Source organism: Streptomyces bugieae (assembly GCF_036352915.1).
In the GTDB taxonomy this organism is placed as follows: Bacteria; Actinomycetota; Actinomycetes; order Streptomycetales; family Streptomycetaceae; genus Streptomyces; species Streptomyces endophytica.
The window spans coordinates 465,672-485,345 of record NZ_JAZBJP010000001.1 but is presented as its reverse complement, the minus strand read 5'-3'; the positions used below and the strand labels follow the sequence as shown (position 1 = coordinate 485,345).

The 19,674-nt window shown below is 72.8% G+C and carries 17 protein-coding genes; 5 read left to right on the top strand and 12 right to left on the bottom strand.

Translation table 11 applies throughout. The features are described 5' to 3' along the window. Nucleotides 1-15: 15 nt before the first annotated feature. The 10 genes from V2J85_RS02370 to V2J85_RS02325 form a co-directional block, all read right to left on the bottom strand. Nucleotides 16-675 (bottom strand): NADPH-dependent FMN reductase, encoded by a 660-nt coding sequence (locus tag V2J85_RS02370; protein WP_261957257.1) that lies wholly within the window; start codon nucleotides 673-675, stop codon nucleotides 16-18. A gap of 116 nt (nucleotides 676-791) precedes the next feature. Further along, nucleotides 792-1,049 (bottom strand): WhiB family transcriptional regulator, encoded by a 258-nt coding sequence (locus tag V2J85_RS02365; RefSeq protein ID WP_261953358.1) that lies wholly within the window; start codon nucleotides 1,047-1,049, stop codon nucleotides 792-794. Nucleotides 1,050-1,197: 148 nt separating this feature from the next. Then, nucleotides 1,198-2,292 (bottom strand): prephenate dehydrogenase, encoded by a 1,095-nt coding sequence (locus V2J85_RS02360; protein WP_330820483.1) that lies wholly within the window; start codon nucleotides 2,290-2,292, stop codon nucleotides 1,198-1,200. Between the two features lie 93 nt (nucleotides 2,293-2,385). Next, a complete protein-coding gene (locus V2J85_RS02355; RefSeq protein WP_330820482.1) occupies nucleotides 2,386-3,330 on the bottom strand; it encodes a DMT family transporter in 945 nt (314 codons plus the stop codon). Next, a complete protein-coding gene (locus tag V2J85_RS02350) occupies nucleotides 3,327-4,577 on the bottom strand; it encodes an aminotransferase-like domain-containing protein (RefSeq protein ID WP_419836740.1) in 1,251 nt (416 codons plus the stop codon). Before V2J85_RS02350 ends, V2J85_RS02355 begins: the two co-directional genes overlap by 4 nt. A 65-nt stretch (nucleotides 4,578-4,642) precedes the next feature. Further along, nucleotides 4,643-5,560: a phytanoyl-CoA dioxygenase family protein gene (locus V2J85_RS02345; protein ID WP_261953361.1), complete on the bottom strand. Its 918-nt coding sequence runs from the start codon at nucleotides 5,558-5,560 to the stop codon at nucleotides 4,643-4,645. Then, complete coding sequence (locus V2J85_RS02340) at nucleotides 5,557-6,768, bottom strand: alpha-hydroxy acid oxidase (RefSeq protein ID WP_261953362.1); 1,212 nt, start codon at nucleotides 6,766-6,768, stop codon at nucleotides 5,557-5,559. The genes V2J85_RS02345 and V2J85_RS02340 overlap by 4 nt, the downstream gene beginning before the upstream one ends. After that, nucleotides 6,765-7,901, bottom strand: a complete 1,137-nt coding sequence (hppD, locus tag V2J85_RS02335) for a 4-hydroxyphenylpyruvate dioxygenase (protein WP_330820480.1) — start codon at nucleotides 7,899-7,901, stop codon at nucleotides 6,765-6,767. Before hppD ends, V2J85_RS02340 begins: the two co-directional genes overlap by 4 nt. 109 nt (nucleotides 7,902-8,010) lie before the next feature. Then, nucleotides 8,011-8,679, bottom strand: a complete 669-nt coding sequence (gene dhaL / locus V2J85_RS02330) for a dihydroxyacetone kinase subunit DhaL (protein WP_410011194.1) — start codon at nucleotides 8,677-8,679, stop codon at nucleotides 8,011-8,013. Between the two features lie 435 nt (nucleotides 8,680-9,114). Then, complete coding sequence (locus V2J85_RS02325) at nucleotides 9,115-9,891, bottom strand: IclR family transcriptional regulator (RefSeq protein ID WP_261953364.1); 777 nt, start codon at nucleotides 9,889-9,891, stop codon at nucleotides 9,115-9,117. 57 nt (nucleotides 9,892-9,948) lie between these two features. Between V2J85_RS02325 and dhaM the strand changes: the two genes are divergently transcribed. Then, on the top strand, nucleotides 9,949-10,344 hold the full coding sequence (gene dhaM, locus V2J85_RS02320) for a dihydroxyacetone kinase phosphoryl donor subunit DhaM (RefSeq protein WP_261953365.1): 396 nt from the start codon (nucleotides 9,949-9,951) through the stop codon (nucleotides 10,342-10,344). A 21-nt stretch (nucleotides 10,345-10,365) separates the two neighbouring features. Here dhaM and V2J85_RS02315 read toward each other — a convergent pair whose 3' ends face one another. After that, entirely contained in the window at nucleotides 10,366-12,186 is a 1,821-nt protein-coding gene (locus V2J85_RS02315; protein WP_330820479.1) for a TIGR03767 family metallophosphoesterase, read from the bottom strand. A gap of 289 nt (nucleotides 12,187-12,475) precedes the next feature. Between V2J85_RS02315 and V2J85_RS02310 the strand changes: the two genes are divergently transcribed. Together V2J85_RS02310 and V2J85_RS02305 are read left to right on the top strand one after the other, a co-directional pair. Then, the gene (locus V2J85_RS02310) at nucleotides 12,476-14,716 is read left to right on the top strand and encodes a HelD family protein (protein WP_261957260.1); all 2,241 of its coding nucleotides are present in this window, start codon (nucleotides 12,476-12,478) and stop codon (nucleotides 14,714-14,716) included. A 220-nt stretch (nucleotides 14,717-14,936) separates the two neighbouring features. Next, entirely contained in the window at nucleotides 14,937-15,491 is a 555-nt protein-coding gene (locus V2J85_RS02305) for a CAP domain-containing protein (protein WP_419836727.1), read from the top strand. A gap of 774 nt (nucleotides 15,492-16,265) precedes the next feature. Here V2J85_RS02305 and V2J85_RS02295 read toward each other — a convergent pair. Further along, complete coding sequence (locus V2J85_RS02295; RefSeq protein ID WP_330820477.1) at nucleotides 16,266-17,615, bottom strand: MFS transporter; 1,350 nt, start codon at nucleotides 17,613-17,615, stop codon at nucleotides 16,266-16,268. A 177-nt stretch (nucleotides 17,616-17,792) separates the two neighbouring features. Here V2J85_RS02295 and V2J85_RS02290 point away from each other — a divergent pair, with 177 nt between their 5' ends. Continuing rightward, nucleotides 17,793-18,842, top strand: a complete 1,050-nt coding sequence (locus V2J85_RS02290) for an NAD(P)-dependent alcohol dehydrogenase (protein ID WP_330820476.1) — start codon at nucleotides 17,793-17,795, stop codon at nucleotides 18,840-18,842. 42 nt (nucleotides 18,843-18,884) lie between these two features. Beyond that, entirely contained in the window at nucleotides 18,885-19,673 is a 789-nt protein-coding gene (locus V2J85_RS02285) for a DeoR/GlpR family DNA-binding transcription regulator (RefSeq protein ID WP_330820475.1), read from the top strand. Nucleotide 19,674: the final 1 nt, after the last annotated feature.

The following is a 19,674-nucleotide window of genomic DNA, read 5'->3' as shown; positions in this document are numbered from 1 at the left end:
GCGCACCGGGCCCGCTCAGTCCTCGGCGCGCTGGGTGACCGGCGCCTCGGTGCGGTCGCCGAGGAACTCGTACCACCGGCGCTGCAGACAGACGTAGCGGGCGTCCGCCTCGACCAGGCTGAGGAAGGCCCTGACGGTCTCGGCGAGCCGCTGCTGCAACCCGGAGTCGGCCAACTGCCCGTCCTCCGTGAAGCCTTGGTGCGCGGCGGCGAGACTGAACATGTCCGGGTAGACCCGGGTGCCGAGGTGCTCCAGCGGCACCCGCAGCGCCCACAGCCCCCGGTTGCCGCCGACCAGCGACGGGGAGGCGGAGACCAGCAGCGCGTGCTTGGTCTTGAACGGCTGCGGCCGGACCCGTGAGACCCAGTCGATCGCGTTCTTCACCACGCCCGGCACGGAGGCGTTGTACTCCGGTGAGGCGATGACGAAGGCGTCGGACCGCTCGATCCGGTCCCGCAGCTCCAGCGCGCCGGCCGGCAGCCCCTCCGCCACCTCCAGGTCCCCGTCGTACAGCGGCATGCCGAAGTCCCGCAGCCCCGCGAGGTCGACCGTGGCGCCGGCCTCGGTCATCATCCGGGCCACGAGCGCGGCCAGCCGGGCGTTGGCCGACTCGGCCCGCAGCGAAGCACCGAGGACCAGTACGCGCAGCGGGCCGGGGTGGGCGTCCGCGGGCAGGGCCATGACTTCCGTCCTTTCCGCACCCGGGCAGGGCCGCCCGGTGCGGGGGCAGCGTATCCGCGGCACGGCCGGAAACCCGGCACCCACCGGGCACCGCCGTGCCACGTCACCGCCTACGAGGAGTTGCTGCGGGCCCGCCGGCGGGCCATCCGGCGCCGCTCGGCGCGCCGCTCCTCCTCGTCCAGGCCGCCCCAGATGCCGTTGTCCTGGCCGGAGGCGAGGGCCCACTCCCGGCACTCGTCCATCACCGGGCACTGCCGGCAGACGGCCTTGGCCTCCTGGATCTGCAGCAGCGAGGGGCCGGTACTGCCGACCGGGAAGAAGAGTTCCGGGTCCTCGTCCCGGCACCGGGCACGATGACGCCAGTCCATGGGGGTACCTCCGTTCCGCGCTACGGAGCGCGGTCGATGTCCGCTGCGGGGGGCGGGCGGGCCGGGCCGCACACCGGTCGGCAACTTCCGCACCGGTACGCCCCGTTGTGGTCGGGTGCCCCGTGCCGCCGCGGCAATGCGCCGGAACTCAGCGGACCGCCCAGCCCCGGTCGCGGAGCGCGTCGGTGAGCGGGCGCGCCACGTCCCGGGCCACCCACAACTCGACCGCGCCGTCCGTCGCGTCCGGGACCGCCGGTGCCTCCGGGAGCACCATGCCTTCGAGGTCCACCCGGGCCTCGGCCACATCGCCGAGCAGCCGCTCCAGCTGCCGCTGCGGACCGCCGACGGCTATCGAGAGCACCTTGTGCCGGTCCGCGCCCGCCGGCCCGTGCGGGGCGGCGATCCGCGCCCGTCCCGCACTGCCGCGGCGCAGCACCCCGGTCAGTTCCGCCAGGGCGGCGGTGTGCTGCTCCGGGACGTCCTCGGTCAGCCGGGCGAGCGCCCGGGCCGCCGTCGTCAGGTCCCGGCCCAGCTCGGCCAGCAGCGGGCCGAGGGCCGCCGCGTTGGCCGCGAGGATGTCCGTCCACAGCCCGGCGTCACCGGCCGCGGTCCGGGTGACGTCCCGCATGCCGCGGCCGGCCAGCCGGACCGCGTACTCCTCGCCGTCCACCAGCCGGGCGGCGGTCAGACTCGCCATCAGGTGCGGCAGATGGGACACCAGCGCGACGGCCCGGTCGTGGTCGGCCGGCGGCAGCAGGACCGGCACCGCGCCGCACAACGAGACCAGCTCCAGCACCCGGTTGAGCGCGCTCTCCCGGGACTCCGGGGTGGGGGTGAGTATCCAGTGGCGGTCCTGGAAGAGGTCGGCGCGGGCCGTCAGCGGGCCGGAGCGCTCCCCTCCGGCCATCGGATGCCCGCCCACCAGACCGGTGGTGTCACAGCCGAGGGCCAGGCACTCGGCGTGCACCAGCGCCTTGACGCTGGACACGTCCGTGTACACCTGGGCCAGTTCGGCCTTCTGGTGGTCCGCGATGGTCCGGGCGACCTCCGACGGGGGGACCGCGATGACAGCGACGTCCACCGGGGCCTGCGGGGGACCGGGGACCCCGGCACCGAGTGCGGCGGCGATCCGCACGCTGTCCGGGTCGCGGTCGATCAGATAGGTGGTCACTCCCCGGCCGGTGAGTGCCAGGGCGATGGAAGTACCGATGAGACCCGTGCCGACGACGCAAGCGGTATGCAAGAGAACGCTCCTGGGCCGTGAAGGGGGAAGGCGGACGCATCCGGGCCCGCCCGACAGGGGAACGGGCGGGCCCGGAGGGTCCTGGGGGAGGTACTACCGGTCGGCCGGTGCCTGGGCCGGGGTTGCCGGCTCCGTCGCCTCGGCCGGCCTGCCGATCAGCCGCCGCAACAGCGCCGGATTGGTCAGCATCACCGCGTTGCCGATCAGGATCAGGGCGACGCCCACCAGGTCCCGCACCGTCCAGTGGAAGCTCTCGAACACCGTGGACAGCAACAGCGCCACGATCGGGAAGAGCACCATGGCGTACGCGGCGCGCTCACCGCCGATCCGGCCGAGCAGCGTGAGGTACGCGCCGAAGCCGACCACGGAGCCGAAGACGGCCAGATAGACCAGCGAACCGGTGTACTTCAACGACGAGTCGAAGGCCGCCCCGCCACCGAAGACCAGCGCGAACGGGGCCGTGAGCAGCGCCCCGTAGGCCATCGCGAAGCCGGTGCCCTGCACCACCGGAATGCCCGCGGCCTGGGTCTTGCCGGAGACGACGTTGCCCAGACAGAAGACCAGGGTGCCGAGGGCGGAGAGCACGATGCCCTGGCCCGACCCGGACGACAGCCCGAAGTTCTGGAACTCCGGCCAGAAGACGGTGACGATCCCCAGCAGCCCGATCGCCCCGCCGAGCAGCATCTTCCTGGTGATCGTCCGCCGGAAGAAGACCCGGGCGAAGACCATGTTCACCAGCAGCGACATCGCGAAGATGATCGAGACGAGGCCGGTGGTCAGATGCTGTTCGGCGAAGTAGAAGCAGACGAAGTTGGTGGAGAACATCAGCGCGCCCATCAGGACGAACTGCCCGTGCACCCGCAGGGGATAGCGCAGCGGCAGCCCGCGCAGCCGGGCCCAGGCCAGCAGGATCACCGCGGCCAGCGCGAACCGGTAGGCGACGGACACCGTGGGGTGCACATCGCCCAGCTGGCCCTTGATGGCCAGCCAGGTCGAACCCCAGATCAGCACCGTCACCACGTAGAGGACGGCGTTCACAGGCAGCTCCGTTCCAGCAGACCCACCAGCCGGCGGGCCCCCTCGGCGACCTGTTGGGGCGTCAGATAACTCAGGGAGAGCCGGAGCTGGCACCGGCCCCCCTCACTGTCCGGGTAGAAGTAGTTCATCGGTGTCCAGATCACTCCGTGCTCGCGGGCGGACTCTTCCAGCAGCGCATTGTCCGCCGACACGGGGAGGGTGAGGGTCAGGAAGAACCCTCCGTCCGGCACGTTCCAGCCAATGCCGGCCGCCTCCCGCCGCTCGCGCGGCAGCAGCCGCTCCAGACTCTCCAGCAGGACCGCCAGGTTCTCCTGGTAGAAGTCGGCGGCCGGCTTGTTGGCCTCGCGCAGCCGGAAGTCATGGGTGAGCAGCATGCCCCCGATGACCGCCTGGCTGAGCGCCGGGGTGTTCACCGTCACCATGCCCTTGAGCTTGGACAGTTCGTCCGCCAGCAGGGTGCGGCGGCCGTCCGCGGCCTCCACCTCCTGGTCGGCGACGACATAGCCGACCCGGGCGCCCGGGAAGCAGGTCTTGGCGAACGAACCCAGGTAGACCACCCGCCGCCGCTCGTCCAGCGCCTTCAGCGTGGGCAGCCCGGTGCCGGTACGGGTGAAGAACCCGTAGGGGTTGTCCTCCAGGAGGATCAGGTCCTCCTCCTCGGCCAGCTCCAGCAGCCGCCGGCGGGCCTCGACCGGCATACAGGTCCCGGTCGGGTTGGCGAAGTCCGGCACGACGTAGAACGCCCGCGGGCGCTTCCCGGCCGCCCGCAGTTCGGCGACCGTACGGCGCAGCACCTCCGGGTCCGTTCCCTGCGGGCCCTCCGGGACGTGCGCGACGGACAGGTCCAGCAGCCGGGCCGCCCCGGTGATCCCGACGTAGCACGGGGACGGCACCAGCAGCACGTCCGACGGATCGGCGAACAGCGCCCGCAGGACCAGGAACATGCCCTCCTGGCAGCCCACGGTCACCACCAGCGACTCCGGCGCAGCCTCGATGCCCTCGTCGTTGCGCAGCGCCCGGGCCACCAACTCGTGGATCTGGCCGTTGGTGCGCCCGTACTGGAACAGCAGGGTGCGCACCTCGTCCGGGGTGCGGCCCAGGTCTTCCACGAGGTGGCGCTGGTAGGCCGCGAGGTACTCACCGATCCGCTCGACCTCGAAGAGCCCTTCGTACGGGCGTCCCGGGCCGAAGGAGATCGCCTCCGGATAGCGGGAGGTGATCTCGTTGAGGAAATTCATCACCTCCATCAGGGGGTCGCCGAGCGAGCCGTGCAGCTCGCCGGCCGGAAGTACGGTGGGGGTGGAGCCGTTGGTCACCGGGGGTCCTCCCAGAGGACGGGGCAGAAGTCCGGGTCGGTGTAGTCGGGGTTGCCGTGCGCGTCCGTGCGCACCAGCACGTCATTGTTGTAGACGACGAGGTCGCCGGACGACAGCTCGTAGGGCCGCCACTGGTTGGTGCGGTCCTGGAGGTGCAGCGAGATGGCGCGCCGCGGACGGTCGCTGAGGTTGTACCCGCTGCCGTGGTAGGTGCGGCAGTGGTGGAAGCTGATGTGGCCCTTGGGGATGTTCACCGGGACCTTGACCACCTCGGAGTTGTTGAACGCGGCGTTCTCCGCGAGCATGTCCTCCAGCTCCGACCGGTCCCGCTCGGCGAAGTGCCGGCTGGTGGTGTCGTCCCCGCCGGTCTCCTTCCAGCGGTGGCTGCCGTCGACCATCGTGATGGTGCCCATCTCCTCGCCACAGTCGTGGAACGGGATGAACGCGGTCAGCATCTCGTCGGAGGAGCAGGTCTGCCAGTAGTGCCGGTCGAAGTGCCAGGGCACGATGTTGCGCTCGTCGTCCGCGCGCTGCGGCTTGTGGATCAGGGTGCTGTTCCACAGCCGTATCTGGCTGGTCTCCGCTATCCGCGCGGCGACCGCGCCGATCACCGGCTTGGAGAGGATGTTCCGGATGGTCTCGTCCTCGTAGAAGATGTAGTCGTTGTGCCGGTGGACGTCGCCCTTCTCCGGCTCCCAGTACGCCAGCCGCGGCGGCCGCTTCGGCAGGGTGCGGTCCCGGTGGCCGGCGTAGAAGCGGTCGGCCGCGGCGTTGAGCGTGTCGACCTCTTCGTCGGTCAGCAGCTTCTTCGACAGATACCAGCCGTGCTCCTGGTAGAACTGCACCTCGTCATCGGTCGGCAGCAACGCCTGTTCGGCGGCGGTCAGCGGGCGCGGGGTGTCATTGCGAGTCATGCCATATCCCTGTCGTTGGTGAGGAGGGGCTGGGAAAGGTGGTCGGGGGAGAGGTGGGGAAGGCCGGCGGCGGGTGCCGTCGCGGCGGGGGAGAGGTGCAGCAGGTCCGGGGCGATCGCGTCGAGGGCGGGGCGGCCGGTCAGGGCCATCGCGTCCGTCAACTCCGCGCGGAGGGTGGCCAGCACCCGTTCGGCGCCGGCCGCGCCATCGACGGCCAGGCCCCACAGGACCGGGCGGCCGACCAGCACCCCACGGGCCCCCAGCGCCAGCGCCTTGAGCACGTCGGTGCCGCGCCGGATGCCGCCGTCGACCAGCACCTCACAGGTCTCCGGTACCGCGGCCACGACCTCCGGCAGCGCGTCCAGCGCCGCGATCGCGCCGTCGAGCTGCCGGCCGCCGTGGGTGGACACGATCAGGCCCTCGACGCCCAACTCGGCCGCCTGCCGCGCGTCCTGTCCGGTCAGTACGCCCTTGAGGACCAGCGGCAGGCTGGTCAGCGAGCGCAGCCAGGCCAGGTCCTGCCAGGTGAACGCGGCGTCGTGGTGCCGCGCGGCGTGCTCGGCCAGGGTGGAGCTGCCGGCCCGGCTGCCGTGCAGACCGCCGGACTGGCCGTCGTCGAGGTTCACCGGCCGGATGTGCGGCGGAAGGCTGAAACCGTTCCGCAGATCGCGCTCCCGGCGCGCCATCCGCGGCGCGTCGACGGTGATCACCAGCGCCCGGTAGCCGGCCGCCTCGGCCCGGCGCACCAGCGACTCGGTCACCTTCCGCTCGCGCAGCACGTACAGCTGCAGCCAGAGCGGTCCGGACGCCGCCCGGGCGGTCTCCTCGATCGTCCGGCTGGCGAAGGTGCTGGTGACGGTGAGCGCGCCGACCGCACCGGCGGCCCGGACGGTCGCCGTCTCGCCCTCCGCGTCGACCAGGCGGTGGTACGCCATCGGCGCGACACCGACGGGGAAGGACACCGGGGAGCCGAGCAGGGTGGTGCCCGGATCGCAGTGGGAGACGTCGACCAGGGTCCGCGGGCGCAGCCGGTAGCGGTCGTACGCCGCGCGCTCGCCGCGCAGCGTCACCTCGTCCCCGCTGCCGCCGGCGATGAAGTCGTACACCGCCCGGTCCAGTCGGGCGCGGGCCGCCGTCTCGTAGTCCTCCGGCGACAGCAGCACCTCCCCGGCGTCGGTCCCGGGCTCCCGGCCGGCCCGCGCGGTCATACGCCGGCCTTCGCGGGCGCGCCGGCGGGGACCGCGTCGCGCGGATCGTCGGCCTCGTCGGTGCGTGCCCGCTCGCGCTCCACGGCTTCGTACAGCGCCTTGATGTTGCCGCTGCCGAAGGTCCGGGCGTCGAGCCGCTGGATCAGCTCGAAGAACACCGTGCGCCGGGCGTAGGGGGACCGGGTGAAGACCTGGACCAGCTGTCCCCACTCGTCCCGGTCGGCGAGCAGGCCGAGGTCCTGCAGCACCGCCGGGTCGATGCCCACCTCGATGCCGCGCTCCGCGAGCGAGGCGTAGTAGCCGGCCGGGGTGGAGAGCAACTCCACGCCGGACAGCCGGAGTTCACGGGCGGCGTGCACGATGTCGTCGGTGCCGTAGGCGACGTGCTGGACGCCCGGGCCGTCGAACCCGTCGAGGAAGTCGTTGAGCTGCCCGCGACCGGCGACCGGGTCGGGCTCGACCATGGTGAAGGTGATGCCCCGGGTCTCGTCCTGGACGACCTTCGAGGCCATCGCCTGGCCGCCGACGACGATGTACTCGTCGTAGGTGTGCTTCAGGCCCAGCGCCCGCTGGTAGAAGTCGACCATGGTCTCCAGCGAACCGGCCCGCAGGCAGAGGGCCAGGTGGTCGACCGAGCGGAGCAGGGCCGGGCCGGACGCCTCGGCGCCCTCCGCCACCGGCCGGTACCGCCCCGGCAGGAAGTGGGTGGTCGCCTCGTCGTCCCCGTCGCGCTGGACGAAGCTGTGGACCAGGTCGTTGGTCGCGGCGACGGTGGCGCGGACCACCCGCACCCCGTCCTCCTCGAACGTCTCCGGCCCGGACACCGGCTCGGCCCCGGCGGCCAGCGCCTGCTCGAAGTCCGCGACGGCATCGGTCGACCGCAGGGCCACGTCCCGTACGCCGTCGCCGTGCCGGTGGACGAAGCGCGCGGCCCGGTGGTCCGCGTGCAGGGCGGAGGTCAGCACCAGGCGGACGCCGCCGTGCGCCAGGACCAGCGACCGGGCGCCGGCGAAGCCGGTGAGCGGCCCCGCTTCGGCCACCACCCGGAAGCCATAGGTCCCGCAGTAGTAGTGGGAAGCCTGGTTGACGTCCCCCACATAGAACTCAACGTGGTCGATGGAGTGGGCGGTCACAATGATCCAATCTGTTGCTCGGGAGGTGGGAGCGGCACGCAGCGGCACACCGCGGCTCGGCACGGCGCCGGAAGCGTGCGGCGACGGAGCAAGGGGTAAGGGGAGCGGCCTAGCGGAGGGGACCGGACGCCTCGGCAAGTGAGCGGAAAATGGCGGCGGTTGAGGTGGCGCCGGGATCCTGGTGGCCGATGCTGCGCAGCCCCAGATACGCCGCCCGGCCCTTTCTGGCCTGCAGCGGAACGGTCTCCCGCATCCCGGCCTCGGCGGCCTCGGCCGCGGCGTGCGCCGCCGTGGCGAACGCGGCGCCGGACTCTGCGGCGGCCCGGAAGGCGTCGACCGCGGGAGCGTATGCGTCGATCATGGTCTTGTCGCCCGGCACCGCCGCGCCCAGCTGCTGGATCTTCGCCAGCGCCGCGGCGAGCCCGGCCGAGAACCGGCGGGCGTCCACCTCGGAGGAGGAGCCGAGCGCCGCGCCGAGGGCCCGGAACGCGCCGCCGAACAGCGGTCCGGACGCGCCTCCGACGACCGAGACCAGACAGTTCCCGGCCCGGACGAGGATCTCGCCGGGTGCGTCGGTGCCGTCCGGTGCCGCGACGAGTGCGGAGGGCACGAGCCCGGAGCGGGCCAGGCCGGTCTGTACCGCGGTGAACCCCCGGGCCATGTTCGCCCCGTGGTCACCGTCGCCGATGGCGGAGTCCAGGCGGGTGAGCAGGTCCCGGTCCCGCTGCATGGCCGAGGCGACGTGCTGCATCCAGCCGAGGGCGAGCGCCGCGTCCACCGCTACTCCTCCGGTTCTGCCGATCGTGCTGCACCGGCCGGGTCGTGCCGTCCGGCCGGCCCGGTGGCCGCCGGTATGAGCGTCCGGGCCGCCCGGCCGCCGTGGCGGGGTTCTCGTCGACGCGTGGAACCCCGGCCCCGGCATCACCGGCCCGGACAACACTAAGTTGTCGGTCTTCTCCGCAGGCTTCCGCATGGCAGGCGCTCCTTCGTTGCCCCGGGTGCCCGCAACCTTGAGGGCGAGTCGGATAACTAACGCTTTACCGAAAGCTGTTCGGCATTGCCGAATGGCCATAGAGAGCAAAACGCAGCGACCCCGGCCCCGTCAAGGGCTTCGGCGCATTGGCAACGCAGGCAACACAATCGCGGGGCAAGCGGCCCCTGAGCACGGCGAGTTGATGAACCCGTGATGAAGTCGCGCGGTCTTCCGCGCACATCAACCGGCGGCGCGCAGCCCCGCGTTGCGCGGCGCGCCGAGATCCCGCGACAGGCTGCGGGCGACCTCGCGGACCGCGATCGCACACTCCTGGCGAGCGGTTTCGGCCAAGATTCGCTCGACCGGTCCCACCAGGCCGAGCCCACCCACCACCTCGCCGCTGCGGTCGAACACCGGCGCCGCGATACCCCCGTCGCCGAGCGTCAACTCGCCTTCCTCCAGGGCGTATCCGGTCTCCCTGGCGCGGTCCAGCTGGGTCGCCAGCCAGCCCGGGTCGTCGATGCTGGCCCCGGTGACCCGGGCCAGCTCGCCCGCGAGCAGCTCGCCGCGCCGCTCGGCCGGCAGGAACGCCGCGATCGCCTTCCCGATGGCGCAGGCGTTCCAGGGCAGGCTGGCCCCGGTCTCCAGCACCTGCACCGACCCGCCGGGCCGGAACGCATGGTGGATGACCAGAACCTGACTGCCCGTCAAAATGCCCACCCAGACGGCCGCACCGGCCTGGTTGGCCAGCAGGTCCGCCCAGGTCACGGCGCGGGTGCGGAGCTCGTGCGAGTCCAGATAGGCGTTGCCGAGGGTCACCAGGCCCGGGCCCAGCCGGTACTTACCGGTCTCCCGGTCCTGGACGACCATGCCCTCCGATTCCAGCGTGCGCAGCAGGGCGTGGACGGTCGGCTTCGCCACCCCGATGCGGTCGGCCAGCTCGGTGACGCCCAGGCGCGGCGTCGCCGTGGCGAGCTCCCGGAGCACGTGGATCGCCCTGTGCACAGCCTGGACCATCGATCAACTCCTGTTCGGTATTGCTGAACGGCGTTCCGGCCACTAGAGTCCTCGTTCATGACACCGCTGGTTGGCATCGTACTTGTGTCGCACCGTGCGGAGATCGCCTTCGGCGTACGGACCCTCGTCGAGCAGATGGCCGGCCCCGGAGTCGTCGTCGCCCCGGCCGGCGGCACCGATGACGGCCGTACGGGCACGAGTTACCCGCGTATCCTGCGCGCGCTGCGCACCGCCGCCACCAGCGAGGCCGGCGCGGTGGTCCTGCCCGACCTGGGCAGCTCGGTCCTCGCCACCCGGCTCGTGCTGACCGACCACCCCGGCATCCACGCCGTCCTGGCCGACGCCCCCTTCCTCGAAGGAGCCGTGGCGGCCGCCGTCACCGCGGCGAGCGGCGCCGCCCTCCCCACCGTTCTCAAAGCGGCCGAAGAGGCCCGCCACACCTCCAAGTTCTGACCGGATCCGACCGGTCGCGGCTCATCCCCGGAAGCCGCGGACGAGGAGTTCGGTGTTGCGGTCCGCCGGCCGGCCCGCCATCTCCTCGAGCACCCCGCCCGCCATGCCGTCGGCCAGCCCCGGGGCGTTGTACGACAGCTCGCGGTACAGGGACGCGAGCCCGACCGCGGACAGATCGCCGAGGTCGGCCCGGTGCGGCGCGGCGGACTCGATGAGCGTGGTGAACAGCGACACCGTCCCGTCGTGGTTGTCGACCAGCTCCAGCAGCCGGGCGTGCTGCGGATAGTCCACGTGCGAGGCGGTGTTGACCTCCCAGAAGGACCGGGCCGGCGTCGGGTGGGGATGCGGGGTGATGCGGTTGACGTGGCTGTGCCCGTTGATCCACGCCACCACGTTCGGGAACCGGTTCAGCAGCGCGATGACCTCGGCCCCGTCGTGCCGCGGCGCGTCCGTGCGGGCCGCGTCCGGTCGCCGGGTCATGCTCGGACTGTGGTGGTGGCTGAAAACCAGAACGTGGGCGTCCGCCGCGCCCGGGTTGCGCACCGGGCGGCCGTCCGCGTCGAAGTATCGGGAACTGTGCGCCGCCAACGTCCGCTCCAGCCAGCCGAGTTGCTCACTGTCCAGGGACCCCTCGAAGTGGCCGCTGCGGTACGTCGTGTCGAGGCTGATGCCGAGCACGTTCTCGGCGACCGGGAACGTGTAGTACATGCGCTCGCCGTCGAGGTGGTTCTCGGTGTAGCCGTGCCCGGCCGGCCCCGCCCCGGCGTGGACCGGATCCAGATGCGCGCGCAGATACGCCCGCGGGGTCACCATCCGCCGCCGCTCATCGGCCACCACACTGCGCGCCCCGGCGGAATTGCGCTGCAGAACTTCCTTCAGCACCGCGCTCTTGGGATCGTCACCGGTGTTGAGCACCCGGGCCAGTGCGGCCACATCGGCGTCCGGGACGGAAAAGATTTTGCGGCCCCCGGCGATGTAGTCGCACAGCCAGGGGTCGGCCGGATTCAGGCACCCGCCCGGCAGGTCGTCGTGGTTGCCCGGCGTCGAATACCAGGGAATGCGCAGCCCGGGGCTGGTCACCGGGCGGATCGCGGCGTCGAGGAATCCGGGGATCTCCGGAAGCCCGCGCCGCTTGTCCTGGTCGCGCAGGCCGGCGTCCGGATGCCAGTAGAGCGGGAGCCCGGAATTCTGGACGCCCTCGTACGACGTCGGGGCACCGGTATTCGGCGTGATGCGGCCCCCGCTCATCAGCGTGAGGAACCACTCCAGCTCCACCGTCTCGTGATTGTCGATGTTGTCGCCGGTGGACATCGCGAAGGCCGGCGCCCGCCCGGTGTGCGGTCCGCCGCGAATCGCGTTGACCTGTTCCACCAGCGAGACCGCACCGGCCACCGACAGCGCCTCCTGCACCCGCCAGGACCCCGGCGATCCGGCGCGCAGGAACTCGGTGCGCAGCGGGCTCTGGACGTCGGCCACGTGCAGATCGGTGAGCTGGACGAAGCAGGCCAGCGGGGTCCGCCGGTCCTGCCGCCGGGGCCCGGCCGCGGCCAGCTCGTCCCGTACGACCAGGGGCCAGCCGGGCCCGGAGGCCAGACGCCGGTAGCCGCTCGTGCCGGTGAGCCGGGCGGTGGTCTCCAGAGTCGTGACGCCGTACGGCGCCGGGCGACCGGATGCGGGGCGGGCCGGCGACGGCACCGAGCCGGTCCGCGCGGGTCCGGGATCCGCGGCCGCGCTGCTCCGGCGCTGGCCGGGCAGTGCCCATGCGGCGCCGGCCCCGGCGACGGCGGCACCGGAGGAGAGAAGGAATCGACGACGGTTGGTGGGGGTGTGCAAACCGGCCATGGGGCCCTCCGTAGACGGCGGCCGGAATGGCGGGCCACCGCGGTGTCACCAAACGGAATATCTCGTTCCGAAGAGTGCGCGGGATGCGTGGCCGGAAGTTGAACGGGCCCGGAACGCGGAACACCCATCGCCCGTCGATTCGGAGACGCAAAAATACCCCGCGACGAATTGACGTCCGGGGTATTTCTCTGCGTATATTGGGGGCTTCTGTGTCTTGATTGCGCAAGAACACTACCCAACGTTCCAAAGCAAACTGTACTTGAGCGGAGTCGAATTGTCAAACGAGGAATTGCGGCAGGAGCAGGAATTCATCGACCTGCTCTACGAACGCCTCGCGGAAATGCGGGCCGAAGCGGCGACCGCGGTACGAAAGGCCCTGGCGCTCGCGGGGAACAACGCCCAGGCGCGCCTGGAGCGCGATGTCGCGGTGGCCGAGCAGTCCGGCGTACTGGCCGCCGTCGACGCGGGGGAGTCCGGGCTCTGCTTCGGCCGGCTGGCCTTCCGCGACGGCCGCGACCACCACATCGGCCGGATCGGCATCCGCCGCGACGACGCCGACCACACCCCGCTCGTCCTCGACTGGCGCGCCGAGGTCGCCCGCCCCTTCTACCTCGCCACCGGCCACACCCCCATGGGCCTGCGGCGCCGACGCCACATCACCACCGAGGGCCGCCGGGTCACCGCCCTGCACGACGAGATCCTCGACCTCGCCGACACCGTCCGCACCGGACACGAAGGCGCCGACGCGGACGCCGTGCTGCTCGCCGCGCTGGACACCGCGCGCACCGGCCGGATGCACGAGATCGTGCAGACCATCCAGGCCGACCAGGACCGCATCATCCGCGCGCCGCACCACGGCGTTCTCGTCGTCGAGGGCGGTCCCGGCACCGGCAAGACCGTCGTCGCCCTGCACCGCGCGGCCTATCTGCTCTACGCCCACCGGGAACAGCTCGCCCGCCGCGCCGTGCTGATCGTCGGTCCCAACCCCGCCTTCCTCAGTTACATCGGCGAGGTGCTGCCCGCGCTCGGCGAGACCGGCGTGCTGCTGGCCACCCCCGCGGAACTCTTCCCGGGCGTGACCGCGACCGGAACCGACACGCCCCGGGCCGCCGAGGTCAAGGGCGCCTCTGCCATGGCCGAGGCGCTCGCGCGGTTCGTCCAGGACCGGCAGACCCTGCCCGACCCGGAGATCGTCATCGAGCACGACGACGGCGAACTGCGCCTGGACGCACAGATGGCGATGGAGGCCCGGCGCCGGGCCCGCGAGACCCGGCTGCCGCACAACCTCGCCCGCCCGCACTTCGCGTTCCGCATCATCGACGCCCTCACCGCCCAACTGACCGACCGGCTCGGCACCGACCCCTACGGCGGCCCCAACCTGCTCGGCGCCGACGACATCGCCCAGCTCGGCAAGGCCATCGCCACCAGCCGCGAAGTGCACCGCGCCATCGAGGAGTTGTGGCCCGCCCTGACCCCCCAGCAGCTGGTCGCGGACTTCCTCGCCGAGCCCGTCCACCTCCCGGAGGCGGACGCCGAGGCGATCCGGCGGACCGGCGGCGAGTGGACGCCCGCGGACGTCCCGCTGCTCGACGAGGCGGCCGAACTCCTCGGCGAGGACGACTCGGCGGCCCGCGCGGCCGCCGAGGCCGAGCGCCTGGAACAGATCGAATACGCCCAGGGCGTGCTCGACCTGTCCTACGGCTCCCGCACCCAGGAGTTCGAGGACCGCGACGACGAGGACTCGGAGGTGCTCGGCGCGCACGACCTGGTCGACGCGGAACTGCTCGCCGAGCGGCACGAGGAGGCCGACCACCGCAGCGCCGCCGAACGCGCCGCGGCCGACCGCACCTGGGCCTTCGGCCACATCATCGTCGACGAGGCACAGGAACTCTCCGCGATGGCCTGGCGGCTGCTGATGCGCCGCTGCCCGACCCGCTCGATGACCCTGGTCGGCGACCCGGCCCAGACCGCGGAACCGGGCGGCTGCGGCGCCTGGGAGACGATCCTCGCCCCGTACGTCGGCGACCGCTGGCACCACGCCCGGCTCGGCGTCAACTACCGTACGCCGACCGAGATCATGCAGGTCGCGGCGCACGTGCCGCGGTCCCTGGACCCGGGCTTCGCACCGCCCCGCTCGATCCGTTCCACCGGCGTACGACCCTGGGCGCGGCGCGCCGGCGACCTCGCGGGCGCGGTGGCCGAGGCCGTCGCACAGGAGAGCCGGGAGGACGGCCGACTCGCGGTGATCGCCCCGCGCTCCCGGCACGCGGACCTGCTGCCGCTGCTCCCGTCCGCGTCCGCCGGACCGGCCCCGGACCTGACCCGCCCGGTGGTGCTGATCGATCCGCGGCAGGCCAAGGGCCTGGAGTTCGACACCGTCCTGGTGGTGGAGCCGCAGGAGCTGGGGACCAGCGATCTGTACGTCGCACTCACCCGGGCGACCCAGCGGCTGGGCGTGCTCCACACCGGGCCGCTGCCGGCCGGGCTCGCGGCGGCGCTGCCGGCGGAGGCCACCGCGGCCGACCGGTGACGCCCGGCGCGGGCGGCGTGGGACGGGGGAGCGGCGGCGGCATGCCCGCGCCGGTCCGCCGCCCCACGCCGTCCCCGCGCGCCGGTGATGCCCCGTCAGGCCGGTGGACCGGGGCATGAACGCGCCCGCCTCCGGCCAGGCACTCCGCGCCCCTCGCGCACCGCCCGGCGAGCGGGCCGTTCGAGGTCACGGTCCCGTTCCGCAGAGGGGGAGTTTCGGCATGCCCGGAGCGCACGGCAAGCGTCCGCACCACGCCCGGCGGGGGAGGCGTCCGCGCCACGCCCCGGCCCTTGTGCTCGCCGCCACGGTCGTCGCCCTGCCGGCCGGCCCGGCGGCCCTGGCCGCGCCGGCCCCCGTTGCTGTCGAGCGCCCGTCCGCCGGGTCCGTACGGCAGGCCGTCGACCAGGTCATCCGGCTGGTGAACGGGGAGCGGGCGGCGCACGGCTGTCCGCGGGTGCGGTGGAACGCGGCGCTGCAGCGGGCGGCACAGCGCCATGCGGACGACATGGCCGCCCGCCGGTTCTTCGGCCACACCAATCCGGACGGTGCCGATCCGGGAGCCCGGATCACCGCGGCCGGCTACTCCTGGTCCGCGTACGGCGAGAACATCGCGGTGGGCCGGCCGACGCCGGCCGCCGTCATGAAGGACTGGATGAACAGCCCCGGCCACCGCCGCAACACCCTCCAGTGCGACCTGAAGGACATCGGCGTCGGCATCCGGGCGGGCACCGGCGGGCCTTGGTGGACGCAGGACTTCGCCGCCCGTGGAGATTGAGGGCGGTGCGGAGGTCGGCGGTCCGGTCGAGCGAGGCGGTGACCCGGACGTCCAGCAGCCGGGTACCGCGGGTGAACGCCTTCGTCGCGAGGGCCTTGTTGAGCCGCTCGGCGGCGGACGCGGACAGGGTGACCGGGGCCTTGAGGCGCAGCACCCGGGTCCTGGTGTCCAGCGCGGACCTGAGATCGGCGCGGGGGAAGCTGCCCAGCGTGATCCGGGTGCCGCGGCCGGTGCCGGCGCTGAGCGTGCCCTGGCCGAGCTCGGCGGTGAAGCGGGTGAGCCGGACGGTCTTGTGGGCCTTGGCGTGCACGAGGGCCAGTCCGGCGGCGCCGAACCGCAGTTCGCCGCCGGCCTTGCCGCCGCTGTTGGTGACCGCACCTCCCGAGAGGCGCAGGCTCAGCGTGCGGCTGCCGTCGTGTGCGGTGTGCGGGCCGAGTGCCCCCTTGGTGCCGAGGGCCTTGGGGACCACACCGCGGGCGGCGAGCCGGGCGAGCAGGGCGGCCGGGACACGGAAGCGGGCGGTGCCCCGTTCGACGGGAACCTCGGTGCTGCCGGCGGGCTGCCCGGCGGTGGTCCGGATGCCGGGCGGGGGCGCGGTGCCCGGCGGGGGAGCGGCGCCGACGAGTGCGGTGGTCGCGAGCGCGAGAGCGGCGGCGGTGGCGAGACGGCGAGCGTGCATGCAGGTCCTCGCTATGTCATGTGATGTACCGATCTGCCACATTACGTTCCCGCCGGGCGGCCGCGACTGAACGGCGCCGTCCGGCTGACGGCCGGTCAGTGCCGGCCGGCCGGAAGGGCCGCACCGTCCTCGGCCGCGGTGGCGGCGGACACGGTGAACTCCGGGTCCGGCTCCAGGAACCGGATCGCGACCGCGGTCAGGAGGTGCAGTCCGGCGAAGATCCAGACGATCCCTTCGATCCCGAACGGTCCCAGGGCGAGCGCGACGACGGCCGGCCCGGCGAAGGTGCTGAGCCCCGCGCCGAGGTTGAGCGCGGACATCGCCTGCCCCTTGTGGCGCGGCGCCAGCGCCGGCACGAGCGCCGAGATCGGTACGTAGCCGGCCAGCGCGATGCCGTAGAGGGCGGCGGCCACCGCGGACGCGGCGAACGACGGGCCGGCCACCAGCGGGACGTAGTACAGCGCGAGGCAGGTCAGTGCGCAGGCCACGGCACCGAACCAGGTCATGGTGCGCTGCCAGCCGAGCCGGTCCCCGACGGCGCCGAAGAAGAGATTGGCGAAGATGTTCGCGGTGAACATCACGCTGAGCAGCCGCAGCCACTCCGAGGTGCTGAATCCGGCCGTCTCCGTGAAGAAGAACGGCATGCAGACCAGGAACCCGAACTGGGAACCGGTGCTGACGACGCGTACCGCGGCGCCGACGGCGACCCGCGGACGGCGCCGCATGATCGAGACGCTGCCCGCCAGCGTCGCCAGCGGCCGTTCACCGGCCGGCGCGAGCCGGGACCGTCCGGTGGGCTCGCGCACCAGCAGCAGGGCGAGCAGTCCGCCGAGCGTCACCAGTCCGAGCGCGCACCAGAGCGTGCGGTACGAGCCGACCTGCGGGATCGTCACGCTGGCGAGCAGCGAACCGAGGGTCGGCAGGCCGCCGGTGAAGGCGAACCAGTACCAGCCGACCGCCGTGCCCAGCCGGTGCGGCGGGGTCGCCGCGGTCACCCACACCAGGAACCCGTAGGCGAACAAGGGGTAGCCGAAGCCGCGCAGCCCGTAGACGAGCAGCAGGAGCGGAAAGTTCATCGCCGGCAGCGCGACCGACAGCAGGAGCAGCTGGAAGACGAGCCAGATGGCGAACCCGGCGGTCATCACGCGCCGCGGCCCCCAGAGGTCGGACAGCGCTCCGGAGAGCCAGGCGCCGACGGCGACGGTGATGCCGTAGACGGCGATGACGACCGCCGCATCGGCCTTGGCCAGGCCGTGGTCGGCCAGGTACTTCGAGAAGAACCCGGTCTCCACGCCGTCGCCGGTCATGAAGAGCAGCACGCCGACGAAACCCCAGGTGAGAGCCGGGGGTATGCCCAGTCGTACGAGGCGGGAGCGGGCGGCTGCCGGCTGGTGCGCACCGGCCGTGGTCCGGGCCGGGCTCGACGACGGGGCGGGGCTGCTCATGGGCCCTCCAGGGCGGAGAAGGAAGGGGACGCGGGTTCCACCGCCGCGTCGGCGGAGCCGGAAGATGCCGCCGAACGGTGGACCGGCCGCAAAGTCTTCTCGTATTTTGTGCGAAGTCAAGCCTGCTCTGCTGAAAAAGAGCGCACATCCTCGAAGACCCAGGGAGCCGTGCCCGCCATGACGACCACCTCCGCCAAGGCCGAGATCCCCGCCACCATGCGCGCCGCCGTCCTGCACGGCCCCGAGCGGCTGACGCTCGAAGAACGCCCCGTCCCCACCCCCGGGCCTGGGGAGGTCCTGGTCCGCGTCGAAGCGGTCGGCACCTGCGGCTCCGACGTGCACTACTACCGGCACGGCCGGATCGGCGACTTCGTCGTACGGGAACCCCTCGTCCTCGGCCACGAGGCGGCCGGCACCGTGGTCGCCTGCGGACCGGGCGTGGACCCTCGGCGGACCGGCCGGCGCGTCGCCATCGAGCCCGGCACCCCGTGCGGCGCCTGCGGTGAATGCCGGGCGGGCCGCTACAACCTCTGCCCCGGCATGCGCTTCCTCGCCACACCCCCGGTCGACGGCGCCTTCTGTGAATACCTGGCCGTCCACCAGGACTTCGCCCACGACGTCCCCGACTCCCTGTCCACCGAGGACGCCGCCCTGCTGGAGCCGCTCTCGGTCGCCGTCTGGGCCTGCCGCAAGGCCCGCGTCGCCGCGGGGGACCGGGTACTGATCACCGGCGCGGGACCGATCGGCCTGGTCGCCGCCCGCACCGCACGCGCCTTCGGCGCCCGGGAGGTGCTCGTCACCGACGTCGTCCCGCACCGCCTGGAACTCGCCCGCGCGGCCGGCGCCAGCGCCCTCGACGTCTCCCGCACCCCGCTGCCCGACGCCGGGTACACCCCCACCGTGCTGCTGGAGTGCTCGGGCGTCCCCGCGGTGACCGGCGAGGCGATCCGCACCGTCGGCCGGGCCGGCCGGGTCGTGCTCATCGGCATGGGCGGGGACGAGATCCCGCTCCCGCTCAGCCGGGTGCAGAACCACGAACTCGAACTCACCGGCACCTTCCGCTACGCCCACACCTGGCCCACCGCGATCGCGCTGGTGGAGTCGGGTGCGGTCCGGCTCGACTCGCTGGTCTCGCACCGTTACGGTCTTGCCGAGGCCGAGCACGCACTGACCGTCGCCACCAAGGACGCGACCGCGGTGAAGGCCGTCATCCATCCGCAGCGGTAGGCGCGCCGCTGCCGCTGTGCGACCGGGAAAGGGGCGGCCCCGATGGCTTCCACACGGTCGTCGCTGGCCGAGGTCGACCGGCGACGACAGGACGTACTGGCCTTCGTCGTCGAGCGCGGAGAGGTCCGGATCGACGAACTGGCCCGGCACTTCGGGGTCAGCCTCGCGACCATGCACCGCGACCTGGACCAGCTCGCCGAACGCCGGCTGCTGCGCAAGGAACGCGGCCGGGCCGCACCCTTCCCGACCCTCACCATGGAAACCGCCACCCGCTTCCGCATCGGCGTACAGCGCCCGCTGAAGGAGGCGCTGTGCGCCGCGGTCGCCGACGAGATCCGGCCCGGCAGCACCGTCGTCCTGGACGACTCGACCACGTCGTTCCCGCTCGCCGCGCGGATCGCCCGGACCGAGGCGGTCGCCGTGGTCACCAACTCCCTCGGCGTGGCCCGGCTGTTCGACGAGACGCCCGGCGCCGAGGTCACCCTGCTCGGCGGCCGCTACCGCGGCGAGTTCGGCTCCTGCGTCGGCCCCGACGTCCTGCGCGCCCTCAGCCGGCTGCGCGCCGACCTCGCGGTGATGTCGGCGGTCTCCGTCCTCGGCGGCCGGCTCTTCCACCCGATCCGCGAGTACGCCGAGATCAAGGAAGCCATGCTGGACTGCGCCCAGCGCTCCCTGCTCCTCGTCGACCACACCAAGTTCGGCAAGACCGCCACCCACGCGTACGGCGACGCCGGGCGCTACGACCGCATCGTCACCGACCGCGCCACCCCCGCCGCCGAACTCGCCGCCCTGCGCGACCGCGGCGCGACGGTCGACGTGGTGGACGCCTGAC

Bases quoted from the DNA above. Each gene is read 5' to 3' on its own strand.
- V2J85_RS02365 (WP_261953358.1), bottom strand. From the start codon at position 1,049: ATGGACTGGCGTCATCGTGCCCGGTGCCGGGACGAGGACCCGGAACTC.
- V2J85_RS02350 (WP_419836740.1), bottom strand. From the start codon at position 4,577: ATGGAGGTGATGAATTTCCTCAACGAGATCACCTCCCGCTATCCGGAG.
- V2J85_RS02345 (WP_261953361.1), bottom strand. From the start codon at position 5,560: ATGACTCGCAATGACACCCCGCGCCCGCTGACCGCCGCCGAACAGGCG.
- V2J85_RS02340 (WP_261953362.1), bottom strand. From the start codon at position 6,768: ATGACCGCGCGGGCCGGCCGGGAGCCCGGGACCGACGCCGGGGAGGTG.
- V2J85_RS02325 (WP_261953364.1), bottom strand. From the start codon at position 9,891: ATGGTCCAGGCTGTGCACAGGGCGATCCACGTGCTCCGGGAGCTCGCC.
- dhaM (WP_261953365.1), top strand. From the start codon at position 9,949: ATGACACCGCTGGTTGGCATCGTACTTGTGTCGCACCGTGCGGAGATC.
- V2J85_RS02315 (WP_330820479.1), bottom strand. From the start codon at position 12,186: ATGGCCGGTTTGCACACCCCCACCAACCGTCGTCGATTCCTTCTCTCC.
- V2J85_RS02305 (WP_419836727.1), top strand. From the start codon at position 14,937: ATGCCCGGAGCGCACGGCAAGCGTCCGCACCACGCCCGGCGGGGGAGG.
- V2J85_RS02295 (WP_330820477.1), bottom strand. From the start codon at position 17,615: ATGAGCAGCCCCGCCCCGTCGTCGAGCCCGGCCCGGACCACGGCCGGT.
- V2J85_RS02290 (WP_330820476.1), top strand. From the start codon at position 17,793: ATGACGACCACCTCCGCCAAGGCCGAGATCCCCGCCACCATGCGCGCC.
- V2J85_RS02285 (WP_330820475.1), top strand. From the start codon at position 18,885: ATGGCTTCCACACGGTCGTCGCTGGCCGAGGTCGACCGGCGACGACAG.